Below are 15,669 nucleotides of genomic sequence, written 5' to 3'. Positions count from 1 at the left end.
TACTCTGAAAATTATAAAAGTTGTCGTACACAGTTTACGTCTATGAGGTTAGTAATTTTCATGACGGCGGTTGCAACTACAAGCAATAATCACTAATAGAATGAAAAGCACCAAAATCGTACCAAGGTTATTGTTCATTATTCAATATACCTCCTTAAGTCTTAGTGAATTAAAAAGTTGTCGTACACAGTTTACGTCTATGAGGTTAGTAATTTTCATGACGGCGGTTGCAACTACAAGCAATAATCACTAATAGAATGAAAAGCACCAGAATCGTACCAAGGTTATTGTGCATTATTCAATTCACCTCCCTGTGTTTTGACTACCATGTAGAGTATGTATTGATAGAATTTAATGATTGGATGTTTGTTCCGGTATGATACTAGCCTTATATAAAAGGATAGGACAATAAGTGTGTACGACTTACTGAGACAATGTTGAATGAATACAAAATTACATGAGGAGGGATTAAGTGAACGCAAAACTAGTTGTTGATGCACTTCGTAAACGACACGGAGCAGTAGGTAGGGAATGGGCGTTTTTCGATGAGTTACGAGCTGGTACCGGATACAAGAATATACGCAAGGGAATGAATCCCGAACAACGTTTTGATGCATGGGCGATTAATCTATACCCATCAAAGGGGCATATGACTATTGCGTATGAGGTAAAGGTTTCGCGAAGTGATTTCCTGCATACGAAATTGCGAATCCTACGAAACGGGAACAAGCATTGCAGCACTCCAATGAATTTTACTTTGCAGTTCCAACCGGCCTTGTCCGTCCAGATGAAATTCCGGAAGAATGTGGATTGCTTTACGTCAATGAAGACTTGACCATTAAGGTCATAAAGAAAGCATCATACCGTAATGAAGTATTGCTGACTTGGGGGCTGCTGGCGTCTATCGCTCGAAGGGCTGTCAAGCAAGACATGAACGCAGGCTGAATATTGAGATCTATCGCAATAAATAAAACCAACAAAATAAAGCCTGTCCATTACTGCTTATTTCTGAAAGGTATCGAACAGCAAAACATCTAGACAGGGTAGGGGTCAGTGGTTCGAGCCCACTACAGATCATACAATTAAAAAACCCGCAATCCCTTATCATATATGGGATTGCGGGTTTTTCCTTTATCGATTACAAAATATAATATTTATAAATTTTGTTTAAGTGGTGCCATTTCTGATACAAAACCAAAAAACACGGACTTCGAACTGGTGACCTAAAACAAAAGAGAAACCTTGCCTGTTAAAAAACGTGGGGTTTCTTTACAATCGGAGAGAAAGGATAATAATCCTTACTCCCAAGCGCCTATAATTTAACGCTTTTTACCACGCAATCCATATTCTCGGCCGCCAAATTGAAAACCAACTTGACCGCCATGACCGGCAAGATGGCCGCCGAAATTAGCGCCAACGCCTTGACCGCCGAGATATCCTCCAGCATGAACACCGGATCCAAATCCGCTTAGGTGACCGCCTGCTTGAAAACCCAAGCCTTGCTGGCCTGATCCTTGAGGATAAAACCAAGGATATATATTCATTGGCTGCTGTTGTGGATACTGATCATCTGGATATGCTGGCAGTGGATATTGACCGTAAGGGTACATGTAAGGATTAATTGCCATACAGAAATCCTCCCTTCAGGTTGATATGACATACCCTATTCACAATTGGTTGGCAATGATGCTTGGCTCATTTTAATTGGGCATTGTATTTAACGAAATAGCGAATCTATCAGAAAATCGGTAAACGAGCCTTTCCAGATCAAGGAACTCAAACGAGCGGCAAGACAGGAATAAATGAATGCCCTTAAGTGAACCTTATACTCGATAAAACGTCATTCTTAGACTATCGAGGAGGTTTGGATATTGTATAAATTTATTGTATTAGCGGGATTATTACTGTTAACGGCTTGTGGGGCTAATAACAACTTGACACAAAAGCAAGTAACACCAAAACAAGCACGTATTGAAACAAAAGTTCATACCCATTCTGCTGCTCGGTCACATACACCTACCATTACGCAAGCATCTTCAATTGCTACACCAGAGCTGCCGGGCGCAGGGAAATCATCTTTAAGGGCGAAACAAGCACCGAATGCGGGTTCGAATTGGTTGGATTTGCTTAATCCAGCGAGAACACCAATACAAAATCCAGTGAAAACACCAATGCAAAATCCAGTTCAATCCCCAACGCAAAAACCAGTTACTCAGGAGCCGGCAACTAAAACACCGGATCAAGGATCCAATACATCCCAAAACAATTCTCAATTCGAGCAGCAAGTATTGGATCTGGTTAATCAAGAAAGATCCAAAGCGGGTTTGAAATCCCTTAGTATGAATGGCGAGTTATCGAAAATGGCGATGGTCAAAGCACAGGATATGTACGACAACAATTATTTCGATCATAATTCACCGACACACGGTTCACCTTTCGACATGATGAAGGAGTACGGCATTACTTACAGCTCAGCAGGCGAAAATATCGCAAAAGGCCAAAACAGCCCGACACAAGTGATGAACGATTGGATGAACAGTCCGGGCCATAGAGCCAATATATTGAAAGACAGCTTTACCCAAATCGGAATAGCGTACTATAACGGAGAATGGGTTCAAGAATTTATTGGCTAGCAGACTTAAAATCATATGACATAAGAGCCGCTTAGCGATATTTCATTTCGCAAGCGGCTTTTATGTGCATTTATTAGCCTAGTCTAACTGGCGTTTCATGCAAAGGTTGATTATACTACCAGTAAAGGTAATGATAGCAAGATGATTAAGAGAAGGGGTGAGTGAAATTTTTAATAAAAAAGCTATCCTTCTAGTTATGATTGGAATAGTACTTATTATTGGAATCAGTATTCAAGAAAAAATAATTGTTTCCAATAAAAATGCCATTCATATGAATGATGAGTATGTTGTAGTAGGACCACATTTTAATATAACAAAAGAGCGTTACGATCTTTATAAAGCTAATATGGAATTATCGTTTCAGTTGAGCAAAAGAACCTCAATTAATGTGACTTATATTGATGATGCCTCTCCACGCACAATGCCGAGTGATTCAGAATTGTTGGATGTTCTAATTACGAAAGAGCTAGCAATAGCAGATGCAAAGAGCAAAGGTATTATGGTATTGGATTCAGAGGTCAGCGAGGTTATTGATAATGAACGGGAAATTTTTGCAAGTATCGAAAAAGATGGTGGGAATAACGATGTAATAATGGATTTGATGCATAAAAGAATTCAAAGCAGCGGAATGAGTGAAGACGAATTTTGGTCGAGTGATTCGATGAAAAAATCTTATGCAGATTCCATGTATATCAATAAGCTTTTTAAGTATTTAGTGGAAAATAATCAATTTGAAAATAATGACAAAGATTTTGAAGCTTATCAGAAGGAGTTATTAATTAAAAATAAGAAAAAGCTGATAATTAACTTATAATACATTTTTATCAGCTATTGTTCGATTAGGACATGGAAAGCCACTCGATGAAGTGGCTTTTTTGCATGCCAGATAGGAGCTGGTTGTGTATATTTTACCACCCCAACGCGAAGGATAACGCTAGTAACGGATGAGGGGGAATCCATATGTCTAGCGGGCGCGGAATTACGGTGTCTCAAGGCTTTATGCTGATGATGCTGACAGCGGGTCTTACCAATCATGTCATGATTATACCCGTTTTGCTGGATAAATCCGGAAGAGATGCTTGGATTACTGTTATAGTCGGTGCGATTTTGTTCATTCCCTGGGTACTGCTTGTTTATGGAACTATGAAAAAGCTGGGAAATCGATCATTGAAGGCTGCCCTTGATGAAAGCAGAGGCAAATGGGCAAGATGGCTTGTTCTAGGCTTAATAAGCTTATATTTATTCTCCTTCGCTTGCTATACCCTGAAGGAAGTCATTGACTGGACCAAGTCCACCTATCTGCTGCAAACACCAGTAGCCATTACGTCGATTGTATTGCTCCTATTATGTGTCGTTACGGCTCACAAAGGGGCAAGGACGATTGGTACAACCGGTGGCATTCTGCTTCCTGTAGTAGTCATTCTAGGCATCTTCGTATCCTTTGCCAATATGAAATATAAGCATTATAGTTTTTTGCAGCCCGTTCTTGAGAATGGATTTACGCCGGTGCTGCATGGTCTGCCGGCAATCTTCGGAGGATTGACGCAATTCATACTCGCCATCTTTCTTCGCCCACATCTACCCAAAAGCCCCAAGCTGATTACGATCGCCATATTTCATATTGTTCTAGTTTTCCTGACACTAGGCCCAACGATGGCGGGCATTTCCGAATTCGGTCCGGAAGAGATGAAGCTGCAGCGTTATCCTGCTTATGAACAGTGGAGATTGGTCAAACTCGGCAAATTTATTGAGCATGTAGACTTTTTATCCATTTTTCAATGGCTAAGCGGTGCCTACATCTCTATTTCGCTTTGCATGTTTTTGGCGGCGGAGCATATTCTTTCACCTGCCAGGCGTTTAGTTGGGATACTTGTTTTTTCTGTCCTTATTGGAGTGGTTTGTATCTCACCGCTCAGCAATTTGCGGTTTTACTACCTCATGGAAGATTATTTCTTAGCGGCTTCTGCCATTTTTACAACTGTGCTGATCATACTGATGTTTTTTCTGATCCGCAAACCCGATTGTTCCCGTTCTGGAAAAGGAGAGAACTTGCCGTGAAATTGACCTTAGAAAGCCTAAAGCAGAGGTTTGTAGAATGTGAGGACATCCAATTTAAAATATATCCGGGGTTTACAGAAGATAAGCCTTGGGGAATCGTCATTTTTGACAGCGCGATGTGTGATTCTTTGCTCCTATCCAAGACATTCTATCCTGCCCTTTATAAAGAGTGGAAGAAGTCGCAAACGGATCAGCAGGCTCCGAATCCTTCCGAGCTGGAAGCGCAGCTGTTTCTGAGAAAAATTCCGGCTATTGAAAACAAGCTTGTTCAAATGGTGTTTTCCGGTTATGCGGTTCTTCTTCTGCCGAATGAACAATTCTGTTACGCCTTTGAAGCTGCCGGCGATCTGAACCGCAAGCCTGAGGATGCGAAGACCGAAGCCTCGGTAAAAGGGGCCCGAGATGGTTTTGTAGAAAACTTAGACACAAACATTGCTCTCATTCGCAAAAGACTGAAAACAACGGATTTGGTTTATCAATCGTTTAGCCTAGGAGAAATTACACCCGTTAATGTCGCTATGCTGTATTTGAAAGAAAGGGTTATTCCAGAAACGGTTACTGAAATTCAGAATAAGCTGAATAGCTACAAAGGAGATTCGCCTACAGGCATTGGAGAGCTAATCGAGCATATTTCACCTTATAAGTTTTCCGTACTTCCTATATTTGATTATAGCGGCAGGCCGGATTTCGTGAACGATTCTTTAATGAGGGGCCGTCTTATTCTCATTCTGGATGGCAGTCCTGTTGCGCTCATTGCGCCTGCCAGTTTTATGCAGCTGCTATTCTCGGCAGAGGACCCGCATCTTCCCTTTTATTTCGCATTTCCTTGGCGAGTACTTAGAATGATCGGGGTTTTTCTGTCTGTGTTTCTGCCTGGATTTTATATTGCAATAATGTCTTACCACCAGGAGCAAATTCCATTTCCGTTGCTTGCTACAGTAGCTAGTACGCGGTTAGGCCTGCCTTTTCCCATTGCTGTAGAAATGGTAACTATTCTCTTTATACTATCCTTGCTCCGTGAAGCCGGAAATCGGATGCCTACCCCAGTTGGAGGAACTATTACTGTTGTTTCGGGTATCATCATCGGGGATGCGGCTATACGCGGGGGGATTTTCTCCCCGACATTAACGGTAGTTGCAGCAATGTCGTTCGTAGCTGGCTCTGCGCTTTCCAATCAGGATTTTGTGATCACTCAAACCATCATGCGATTTTTCACACTGATTCTGTCCTCCGTAATCGGACTGTTTGGTTTTTTTATTGCCTTGTTCTGCATCGTCATGTATATGTCCAATCACCAGCCATTCGGGCAGCCGTTTCTGGCTCCATTTTCCCCATTTTCTCTCCAGAAGCTTCTTCGTAACTTTATGCGGCTTCCGGGATTGCGGAAAAAAGGTGGTTCCTTGTGACTCGGCTGTTGAGGCGCTCTGTCATCCTACTGACCGGGTTTTCTCTCCTTCTATCCGGCTGCTGGGATATTCGCGAAATTCAAGATATTGAATATATAACCGCAATCGGTATAGATTATCGTGATGGAAAATATATCATTTACGCTCAGATGCTTGATTTCTCAAGTGTAGCCAAGCAGGAAAGCGGTAAAAGTTCACAGCCTACACCCGTCTGGGTTGGACAGGGGAGAGGCGCTACTTTGGCAGACGCCTTGATCAATATTTATAAAACGAACCAGCAGCAAATGTCTTGGGGGCAAGTGACAGCGCTCGTATTAACGAAACCTATGCTGGAGCCTGACCGAATGGAGCAGTTGTTCGATATGACCAATCGCTCGCAGGAGATTAGGTATACGAAGTGGATTTATGGCACGAATGGAGAAATAGAGGATTTATTTGTGACTACTCCATTTTTCATGCTGTCACCGCTTCATTCGCTGCTGCATGAACCGCTTGTCAGCTATAAACAGATTTCATTCATTCAGCCCACTCAATTTAATGATTTCATTATCCATTACAGGGAAAAGGCGGCAACGGTTATTCTTCCGTCTCTTGCTATATCCAGCGCCAACTGGAGTGAAGATATGAGACAGCATCCGATATTGGAAATTGATGGCGCTTATCTTCTCAAAGATAAAATAAATAAAGGCTGGTTAAAGCGTGAGGATCTTCTTGGCATTCGCTGGATTGCCAACTCGAAAGCGAACGCGCCTCTTGTCATTGGGCCCAAAGATGATCCGATTGGAAGCGTAAAGCTGCAGAAGCCCCATTCTTCCATCAAACTTCTATCAAGCAAGGATGGAATGTCATACCGGATTCGTCTGAAAATATTGGCTACCGTACAAGGTGTATATAAGGAGAATATAACGATTACGGAACTGCAGAGAATGACTGAAGAAACATTAAGGAAAGAACTGCTTGCTACTTTTCAAAAAAGCGCCGCCCTTCATGCTGATCCCTATCAGCTTTCACTAAAGCTATACCAGCGTAATCCGAAGCTATGGAGGAAGCTCAATAAGGATGAAGAAACCATTACTCAAAAATCACTTGATATTGATGTGAAGGTTGATCTGCGGTTTTGGGGACAGCGTAAACGCGTGAAGAGGTAATGGTTCAGAAGCTGAATCGTTTAGCTTAAAAGTAAAAAAAGCCGCCTATCATAAGGCGGCCTCTTACGGCAAAGGTCAATATCTGTGCCTGCTGTTTCTGGCTACTAAACTAAATATGGCAGCAAGAATGACAGCGCCGATTAATGCAGGAACGAAATAAAAACCGCCAATAACCGGTCCCCAGCTTCCGAATAGCTGGGAGCCTATCCATCCTCCAATAAAACCGAAAATGACATTGCCAATAATGCCGCCGGGTATATCCCTACCAATCAGCAAACCCGCGAGCCAGCCAATGACGCCGCCAATAATTAATGACCACAACCATCCCATTGTCAGTACCTCCTTCGCATCATTAACATGTATTCCAATATCATATGAGATATGATGATGAATTGACGATATATCATTGTTGAAAATAAGAGTAGGACTGCTATTGACATGAAACCATTTGGTTTCCTATAATGAATAGAAACCAAATGGTTTCACGTTAAGCTGGCTTGACGAATTAGAGCACACATCAAAAATGCGCTTTAGCGCCATGGAGGAATAGAAATGGATAATAGCAATGCAAGAAATGAACTTACGGATATTCGCCAAACACTCGTGCTCAATGCACCAATCAATAAGGTTTGGGATGCGGTGGCTACGTCTGAGGGAATAACGGCTTGGTTTATGCCAAATGATTTTGTGCCGGAGCTTGGATATGAATTTCATTTAGAGGCGGGACCTTTCGGGAAATCTCCTTGCAAGGTTACGGTGCTTGATCCGCCAAATCGTCTTACTTTTAATTGGGGGAAGGATTGGTCACTGACTTTTGAATTGAAGGGGCTGGATGACAAAACGGAATTCACGCTCATTCATGGCGGCTGGGATGCTGATAAAGTTACGGAGTTCGGACAAGCCCATACGCTCGTTCATGGCATTATGTCCGAGGGCTGGATCAAAATGAAATCCTCGCTTCGTGCTTATGTCGAAGGCGAATAATACGGCTATTGAGCCCAAGCATGACGTTTTCCAAGCGATTGCTGACCCAACGCGCCGCAGTCTGTTAAATTTGCTGGTGGATCAGGAGCTGCCTGTCAAGGCTATAAGCGGCCATTTCCCAATAAGCCGAACGGCTGTTTCCAAGCATTTGCGTGTGCTTGCAGAAGCGGGGCTCGTTAAGGATCGTAAAGTTGGCCGAGAAACAAGATATAGATTGGAGCCTGAGCCGCTTTTAGAGCTAAAACGATGGCTTTCCTATTATGAGCGATTCTGGGAAAACAAACTCAGTGCACTTAAGCGTTTCGTAGAGTCAGACAACTCTGAAGGAGAAATGTTCATTTCTCCCCTAGGTGCAGTACCGCCGAAGGGTAATAAGCTAGATTAACAAGAAGCTGTTTCATGAGAGGAGTTATTGGCTCATGGAACAGCTTTTTTTTTGTCGATTTTATCAACTCGTCGCTATTATATCCATTATTTTTGCAATGAATGATAGATCAAAATTTGATATGCTCAGTAGATTCATAATCTTTTTAGCAGAGGTAGGATCTATTTTGAAATCTATCATAATTAGAGTAGCAGCGGCATCTATTGCAGGAATGTGTATGATCAGTCAATTGGCGCAGCCAGTATCAGCACAGATTAGTTCCCCGTTCCAGGATATATCCAGCAGCTATGCGAAGGATGACATTCTAGCTTTATACGAAAAAAACATATTAACCGGTACTTCCAACACTATTTTCTCTCCAATAAAATCAATGACTCGAGCGGAATTCGTAACCGTGCTCGATCGATTGCTAGGACTAGAGCCAGTTGCAAGCCCGGTAACATCATTTAAAGATATCGCTCCAAAGGATTGGTATTACGGCTGGATTCAGGCAGCGGTGCAGCTTGGGCTCGTTGGAGGCACAAGTGCCAGCACATTTGCTCCGTCTTCTGTTATTACGAGACAAGAAGCTGCAGTTCTATTAACTCGGGCAATGAAGCAAATGAATGAAGGAAACGGGATAAAGTTATCTTTTAACGACAAAAGTTTAATTTCAGATTGGGCAGTTTCTTCAGTTGCGGCTATGCAGAAGATCGGATTGATGAAGGGTGATGAAACAGGACGCTTCCGCCCCCGAGATCCGATACAAAGACAAGAAATTGCTGTTCTGATCAATCGAGTGCTGCATAAAGAAAGCTGGGCAGCAGAGCTTGAGAGGAAGGCTGAGAATCGCATTCAACTAGGCTGGCAATACGGCCAGACAACAGATGAATATCGGAAATCTATCGTAAATTCGAATGTAAACACCTTATCTCCAAGATGGTATTTCCTGGACGAAGCGGGTGCGGTGTCAAATGGTACGGTTCCTTCGCTTGTGACGTGGGCGCATACGTATAACAGAAAAGTTTGGGCGATGGTCGGCAATCGAAGCAATCAGGAAGAAACGCATCGAGTCTTATCCAGCGCGGACTCTAGAAACAAGCTTATTAATACCCTTACATCATACGTGAAACAATACGGATTGGATGGACTAGATATTGACTTTGAGAACATGGCTCCGAAAGACCGTTCCGTATTTACGACGTTTATAACGGACTTAAGAGCCAAGCTGCATGCTATTAATGCGGTGCTGGTTGTTAATGTGTCTGCTGATGAGGGAACCGATTGGACCGATGTATTCGATTATGCCGCATTAGGGAAGCAGGCAGATTATGTACTGATGATGGGCTATGATGAGCATTGGAGTGGAGACACGGTAGCAGGATCGGTGGCGTCTTTGCCTTTCGTAAAGGATGCGATGGATAACCTTCTAAAAGTAGTTCCCAATAAGAAAATCATTTTAGCACTGCCCTTATATAATCGAGATTGGTCCATGAACAAAAACGGAAGTTCCTCTTCTTCGGTAAATATTACTTTGGCCGAGCAAAACAGACTGATCGCTGCGAACTCCATCAAGCCAGTATGGAACAGCGTTTTGGGACAGTACACGGCAAGCTATACGAAAAGTGGCGTTCAGCACCGTTTATGGCTTGAAGAAGGCCGTTCGCTGAGTGCTAAATATGAATTAGCTTTGAACGATCGTATCGCTGGTCTAGCTTATTGGCATATTGGCGGTGAAAGCTCCGATACATGGACAAGCCTGCGTAATGCCGATAAGTATGCTGGTTACTCCTTCTAACAGTTGATATGACTATTGGCTTCTAACACCTTTATAGGCATTCATGTTAATTGCCCAATCAAATAAGTGGATTCTGCATAGGCTAATACATACGATGTTTAATATAAGGGGTAGTCGCCTATGTCACGTAAGGATGAACAAGGGCTTGGATTATCGGCGGACGATATCGCTCTTATAGCTGGGATTCTTCTTGTAATTGCTGATGCGGTTGCATTATTGGCCATATTGAAGGCGAGAGAAGAAAAGTCAACCACTGGTTCTGAGCTGTCAACAATAGCGGAAATTAGCCGTAAAAAAACGCGCGGCAAACGATAAGTCCTATTAATAAATAGAGGCTATTCCGAATATAGGGATAACCTTATTATACGAATTGGTATCAGATAAGCTTGAAGTTAAGTGTTAGAACAAACAATCGGCCGCAAATCTCAATTGGAGGAGCGGTCGATTGTTTTATTTCAGGGAAGATTTATTGAGCACATTCTCAACCTTAATCAAATAAGCTTCGATTTGTGTGGCGGCTCTTATTTTGTCCGCTTCAGCAATCGGTCTGACTAATATTATGGCTGATAGGCATCGAAATAAAATAAAATTTCATAATGATATATTAAATTTGATATAAATCATCTTTATTCTTTTTTAGATTACCGTAATATTCTTATATCTATCTTGTGTTTAAGTATAAATGCCCTTATTATAAGGTTGTTGAGTCAATTAAAAGAATCTAAAGTGAGTAGGTAATTTAGATGGCCATCAATGATAATATTTTAATTAAGATTCGGGATATGAAGGATAGTTTGACGCCTGTCGAAAAAATGATAGCTGAGTATACATTAAATAATATAGATGAGATTCCTCATCTTTCGATTAAAAGTCTTGCTCAATTAAGTAAAACAAGCGATGCATCCGTTCTTCGTTTCTGCAAAACAATGGGTTATAACGGATACCGCAGTTTTATAGTGAGCATATCAGCTTCGCTTGGGTCTATGGATGATGAGCATAAAGATCAGTACACCGATATACAGCCAGGTGATGATTTGTCGATTATTGTCTCGAATATATCACGCAACAATTGCAAATCAATCGAAGACACGCTTAGCGTGATCGACCGGAACGAGATTGCTAATGCAGTAAAAGTACTCCGTACCAGCAACCGCATTGTTTTTTTTGGTATTGGCGCTTCGGGCTTGGTGTGTAAAGATGCGGAACAAAAGTTTTCGAGGATTAACAAGATTTGCCACACTTATACCGACGGGCACAGCCAACTTACAGCTGCCACGCTCCTAGGGGAGAATGATGTAGCTATCTTTATTTCGAATTCTGGTGATACGGTGGAGATTCTTGAGTCGTTGGAAATTGCTAAAAAGAATGGCGCCAACATCATTGCTATTACGAAGTATAACAAAAGCGAATTGGCAGATAAGGCGAATATTGTGCTAAGCATCTCTACTCCTGAGGTAACCATTAGAAGCGGCGCGATGGGTTCGCGTATTGCCATGCTAACCGTGATTGATATTTTGTTCGCGGGTGTTGCCAGTGCGGAATATCAGAATGTGAAAAAATATTTGACCAAAACACATAATATATTATCGAGCAAGCATCGAAACTAGCTCATAAAGACACGGACTTATCATTGAGTCAGTGTCATTTTTTTTGGCCTGTACAAAATAAAAATCCAATAAAACTTTTTATTCTGAAATTTTATTTCAAAAACTATTGACGAGGTCATGCATGAACAGTTAATATTAAATTAATAAGCAGGCATGTTAGATAACTTAACGTGAGTAGGCTTAGATTCATGCAAATAGAGTTTTGAAAAAGGAGGATGGAGATGGATCAGTATCTTGCGGGATTGACTACTGAGGAAATAAACCCAGATACGCTGATGATAGATGAATGTACAACGGAAGAGATGCTGCGGCTCATGAATCAGCAAGATTCTAAAGTTCCGGCTGCGGTAGCGGCAGAGATTCCTCTGATTACCAAGGCAGTTGATATTTTACATCATGTGCTTAAAAATGGTGGAAAAATGTTTTACATAGGGGCTGGTACTTCGGGGAGGATCGGTGTGCTCGACGCATCTGAATGTCCACCTACCTTCGGCATTGATCCTCTACGTGTGCAAGGACACATTGCTGGCGGTGACTCGGCATTGAGAGTAGCTGTTGAGGGGTTTGAAGACAATGCAGAGGAGGGGGTCGCTTTAATCGAAAGATGCGGTGTAACAGACAAAGATGCCGTAATTGGTATTTCTTCCAGCGGCAGTGCTAAATTTGTCATTGCAAGCTTGGAGAAAGCCCGATCTATAGGTGCCGCAACAATCGGTTTAGTGAATAACAAAAACTCGAAATTAGAAGATGTATGCGATGTATGCATTGCACCAGTGGTTGGGCCGGAAGTTATTATGGGCTCAACAAGATTGAAAGCGGGTACAGCGCAGAAATTGGTTCTAAACATGCTAACAACCTGCACAATGGTGAAGATCGGCAAAACGTATAACAATCTTATGGTAGATCTAAAGGCCAGCAATATCAAGCTGTATGACCGGTCCGTACGCATTATTAAGACGGCTGCAAACGTTGATTCAGAAACAGCCATTTCGTATTTAGAAAGCGCTTCAATGAACTGCAAGCTTGCCATTATGATGATAAAGACGGGGTTGGATGCAGAGGATGCAAAGGATGGTCTGGACCAATGCGAGGGCAATCTGAAGGCTGCCATTCGTAAATTCAGTCATGTTAGTTAATTTGAGTTGAAATAAATTGTTTTGCAATCATTATGATAACCTTGAGGAGGATTAGAATGAGTACAAAAAAACATGTTTTTGCTTCAATATTGGCTATAACGATGGCCTTGACGACAATGACAGCATGTGGAAACTCATCAAATAATGGCGGTACAAATCAAGGAAATAATTCAAAACCGACTAACACGACTAACACGACTAACACGACTAACACAACTACAACGGCGGCAAAAGATACCATCACAGCGCTGCTCCCTCCAGTTTCAGGAAATTTCCAAGATAATTTCGCGCAAATGGAAAAAGAATTTAATGAACAATACCCTAACTTGACTTTGAAAATAGAGCCTGCCAGCTGGGAAGATATGACACAAAAGCTCGATACTCAGGTTAATGCAGGCAGTCCGCCGGACATTGCATTCATCGGTTCTGAAGGCATTTCCAAGTATGTACAGCAAGGTATGCTTATGGACATTACAGATACTGTAACACCAGAGATGCTTCAGGATTATGATGATGCGCCAATCAAGTATATGAAAAATGGCGATGGTCTATATGGGTTTCCAGGGTATATGGAAGTTCATGCTCTAGGCGGTAATAAAGCGTTTCTGGAAGAAGCGGGCATTGATTGGAAAAATGTTCAGAAGAACGGCTGGACTTATGAAGAATTCCGTGAAGCCATCAAAAAAGGTGTAGTAAAAGACGGAAATAATACTTCCCGCTACGGCTTTGTATTCGCAACCGCTGGTGTTGCATCTAAAGACTACTTGGGCATATTGATCAAAAGCGCAGGTATGCCAGCTGCGTTTGATAAAGATTTGAAATTCGCTTACACTAGCCAAAAATATTTGGGTGTTTTGAAAGCGGTTAGAGAGCTTATTGATGACGGTTCAATGCCGAAAGAGCTTAGCTCTGTAGATGCGGGCAAGCGTTGGAATATGTTCCTTACCGGCCAAACGATGATTACAGGTAAAGGCCTTGCTACTTTTGAAAATTCAGCTAATAAAAACAATGAAAAAATTAAAGCCAATGATGGCAGCGCGGTGCAAGGAAGTATTGAAGCGGAATATATTGTGCTTCCTGTTCCTAGCTTCCTCGGAGAACAACCGGTTTCCAGCACGGTTGTAGATGGATATGTCACTTTCCGCGGTAAAAAAGAACCAACTGCAGAGCATAAAGAAAATGTAGTAAAAGCAGCTTACTTCTTAGCAAGCGGCAATGTAGCAGCAACGACCAACAATGATCTCTTCGCTGCACACATTACGAAGAGCGGAAGAAAAGCGGCTGAAAGCATGACGGTTAACAGAAACCCGGATAACGTAGCGGCTGTTGAAGTGCTGCTTTCTCATGCGGCTCCAGCACGTCCTGATATTCCTGTTGAATTAGGAGCGAAAGCGATCAAGCTGCAGGATGAAGTGATTATCCCTAAATTACAAGCGCTTCTTGCAAACGAAATTACACCTGAAGCTATGTTTGATGCTGTGAAAGCAGCTGCAATCAAAACATTCGGTGAAGATGGAATTGTAAAAGATTAATCGTAGTCAGTCGGATAGCCGTATGAATTTCATACGGCTATCTGAATATTGTGAAACTGATAGTTGAAAAGAGGTGCGGCAATATGATTCAGTCAGTCAGACCAATGAAAAAGCGCAAAATTAAAGGAGACGGCGCTTGGGGATACGCATTTATAGCAGTTGCATTGGTTGTTTTTGCAGTGTTCACAGCCTACCCGGTTGCCAGTGCCTTCATCATCAGCTTTCAAGAATACAAACCGTTAGGCTCCACGTTCATAGGCTTTGATAATTATACAAATACGTTCAGTGACGCTTTGTTTTGGAAATCCGTAGTCAATACGATTGTCTATACGGTTCTTACTGTGCCTGTAGCTTTGTTCCTTTCCTTCGCTGTTGCTATTCTGATATTACCTTTGAAAAAATGGCTGCAGACGACTTTTAAGGCCGTTTATTATTTGCCGGCGGTTGCGTCCGGTGTTGCTTTATCGGTGGTTTGGCTTTGGATTTTTGATCCGATGTCTTCTGGTATTTTCAATAAACTAATTGGATTCTTTGGTATCAGCAATCAGAACTGGCTCGGTTCCAGTGCTACTGCAATGTTTTCTTTGGTATTTATGTCGTGGCTGTCAAGCCATGGCACAAGCATTATTATTTATTTAGCTGCATTGCTAGGTATCGATGGGAGCTATTACGAAGCTGCAGAGCTGGACGGCGCGTCTTTCTTGCAGAAGATGTGGTATATCGTAATTCCTTGCCTCAAACCAACGACCTTATTTCTTTTGGTGACCGGTGTCATTGGCTCTTTCCAGGTGTTCCAGAACGCTTATTTGATGACTGGCGGAGGACCGGATAATGCGACAACGATGGTTGGATTGCTTATATTTAATAATGCGTTTAAGTATTTTGAATTCGGAAAAGCAGCTGCACAATCATTGATTTTGGCAGTTATTATAGCTGGAATTGCAATGGTCCAATTCAAATTCCTTGGCAACGATGTGGAATATTAAGGGGAGGAGGGGGATCA

18 protein-coding genes are annotated in these 15,669 nt (G+C 42.1%); 14 read left to right on the top strand and 4 right to left on the bottom strand.

Going from position 1 to position 15,669, the window contains the following annotated elements:
* Positions 1–48: 48 nt before the first annotated feature.
* The gene (gene yjcZ / locus CEF13_RS29700; RefSeq protein WP_146022730.1) at positions 49–138 is read right to left on the bottom strand and encodes a sporulation protein YjcZ; all 90 of its coding nucleotides are present in this window, start codon (positions 136–138) and stop codon (positions 49–51) included.
* A 67-nt stretch (positions 139–205) separates the two neighbouring features.
* Positions 206–295: a sporulation protein YjcZ gene (gene yjcZ / locus CEF13_RS28560; RefSeq protein WP_146022729.1), complete on the bottom strand. Its 90-nt coding sequence runs from the start codon at positions 293–295 to the stop codon at positions 206–208.
* A gap of 437 nt (positions 296–732) precedes the next feature.
* Here yjcZ (CEF13_RS28560) and CEF13_RS28555 point away from each other — a divergent pair, with 437 nt between their 5' ends.
* Positions 733–945 carry a hypothetical protein gene (locus CEF13_RS28555; protein WP_146022728.1) on the top strand — a complete coding sequence of 71 codons (213 nt, stop codon included), beginning with the start codon at positions 733–735 and terminating at the stop codon, positions 943–945.
* A gap of 374 nt (positions 946–1,319) precedes the next feature.
* On the opposite strand, the gene CEF13_RS17650 is transcribed toward CEF13_RS28555, so the two are convergent.
* On the bottom strand, positions 1,320–1,628 hold the full coding sequence (locus CEF13_RS17650) for a hypothetical protein (RefSeq protein ID WP_102712498.1): 309 nt from the start codon (positions 1,626–1,628) through the stop codon (positions 1,320–1,322).
* Positions 1,629–1,871: 243 nt separating this feature from the next.
* On the opposite strand from CEF13_RS17650, the gene CEF13_RS29300 reads away from it, so the two are divergent.
* The 5 genes from CEF13_RS29300 to CEF13_RS17625 all read left to right on the top strand — a co-directional run bounded on the left by CEF13_RS29300 (position 1,872) and on the right by CEF13_RS17625 (position 7,245).
* Positions 1,872–2,633, top strand: a complete 762-nt coding sequence (locus CEF13_RS29300; RefSeq protein WP_243864346.1) for a CAP domain-containing protein — start codon at positions 1,872–1,874, stop codon at positions 2,631–2,633.
* Positions 2,634–2,790: 157 nt separating this feature from the next.
* The gene (locus tag CEF13_RS17640; protein WP_102712496.1) at positions 2,791–3,447 is read left to right on the top strand and encodes a SurA N-terminal domain-containing protein; all 657 of its coding nucleotides are present in this window, start codon (positions 2,791–2,793) and stop codon (positions 3,445–3,447) included.
* 146 nt (positions 3,448–3,593) lie between these two features.
* Positions 3,594–4,691, top strand: coding sequence for a GerAB/ArcD/ProY family transporter (locus CEF13_RS17635; RefSeq protein WP_102712494.1), 1,098 nt, complete (start codon positions 3,594–3,596; stop codon positions 4,689–4,691).
* Positions 4,688–6,097, top strand: coding sequence for a spore germination protein (locus CEF13_RS17630; RefSeq protein WP_102712492.1), 1,410 nt, complete (start codon positions 4,688–4,690; stop codon positions 6,095–6,097). Before CEF13_RS17635 ends, CEF13_RS17630 begins: the two co-directional genes overlap by 4 nt.
* On the top strand, positions 6,094–7,245 hold the full coding sequence (locus tag CEF13_RS17625; RefSeq protein WP_244917092.1) for a Ger(x)C family spore germination protein: 1,152 nt from the start codon (positions 6,094–6,096) through the stop codon (positions 7,243–7,245). Before CEF13_RS17630 ends, CEF13_RS17625 begins: the two co-directional genes overlap by 4 nt.
* A 75-nt stretch (positions 7,246–7,320) precedes the next feature.
* Here the strand turns inward: CEF13_RS17625 and CEF13_RS17620 are convergent, their stop codons facing one another.
* On the bottom strand, positions 7,321–7,575 hold the full coding sequence (locus tag CEF13_RS17620) for a GlsB/YeaQ/YmgE family stress response membrane protein (protein WP_102712490.1): 255 nt from the start codon (positions 7,573–7,575) through the stop codon (positions 7,321–7,323).
* A 222-nt stretch (positions 7,576–7,797) separates the two neighbouring features.
* On the opposite strand from CEF13_RS17620, the gene CEF13_RS17615 reads away from it, so the two are divergent.
* The 8 genes from CEF13_RS17615 (at position 7,798) to CEF13_RS17580 (ending at position 15,652) form a co-directional block, all read left to right on the top strand.
* Positions 7,798–8,229: an SRPBCC family protein gene (locus CEF13_RS17615; RefSeq protein ID WP_102712488.1), complete on the top strand. Its 432-nt coding sequence runs from the start codon at positions 7,798–7,800 to the stop codon at positions 8,227–8,229.
* On the top strand, positions 8,213–8,614 hold the full coding sequence (locus CEF13_RS17610) for an ArsR/SmtB family transcription factor (RefSeq protein WP_102712486.1): 402 nt from the start codon (positions 8,213–8,215) through the stop codon (positions 8,612–8,614). Before CEF13_RS17615 ends, CEF13_RS17610 begins: the two co-directional genes overlap by 17 nt.
* A gap of 166 nt (positions 8,615–8,780) precedes the next feature.
* Entirely contained in the window at positions 8,781–10,391 is a 1,611-nt protein-coding gene (locus CEF13_RS17605) for a glycosyl hydrolase family 18 protein (RefSeq protein ID WP_166742724.1), read from the top strand.
* Between the two features lie 120 nt (positions 10,392–10,511).
* Positions 10,512–10,706, top strand: a complete 195-nt coding sequence (locus CEF13_RS17600) for a hypothetical protein (RefSeq protein WP_102712482.1) — start codon at positions 10,512–10,514, stop codon at positions 10,704–10,706.
* A 428-nt stretch (positions 10,707–11,134) separates the two neighbouring features.
* Positions 11,135–11,998, top strand: a complete 864-nt coding sequence (locus tag CEF13_RS17595; protein ID WP_102712480.1) for a MurR/RpiR family transcriptional regulator — start codon at positions 11,135–11,137, stop codon at positions 11,996–11,998.
* A gap of 221 nt (positions 11,999–12,219) precedes the next feature.
* Positions 12,220–13,134, top strand: a complete 915-nt coding sequence (gene murQ, locus CEF13_RS17590) for an N-acetylmuramic acid 6-phosphate etherase (RefSeq protein WP_102712478.1) — start codon at positions 12,220–12,222, stop codon at positions 13,132–13,134.
* A gap of 56 nt (positions 13,135–13,190) precedes the next feature.
* Positions 13,191–14,666 (top strand): ABC transporter substrate-binding protein, encoded by a 1,476-nt coding sequence (locus CEF13_RS17585; RefSeq protein ID WP_102712476.1) that lies wholly within the window; start codon positions 13,191–13,193, stop codon positions 14,664–14,666.
* A gap of 83 nt (positions 14,667–14,749) precedes the next feature.
* Positions 14,750–15,652, top strand: a complete 903-nt coding sequence (locus tag CEF13_RS17580) for a carbohydrate ABC transporter permease (protein WP_102712474.1) — start codon at positions 14,750–14,752, stop codon at positions 15,650–15,652.
* The last annotated feature ends 17 nt before the right edge of the window (positions 15,653–15,669 follow it).

It is taken from the genome of Paenibacillus castaneae, from assembly GCF_002884445.1.
GTDB lineage: Bacteria > Bacillota > Bacilli > Paenibacillales > Paenibacillaceae > Pristimantibacillus > Pristimantibacillus castaneae.
Note: the sequence above shows the minus strand (reverse complement) of the source record. Positions and strands in the feature narration are given on the sequence as shown.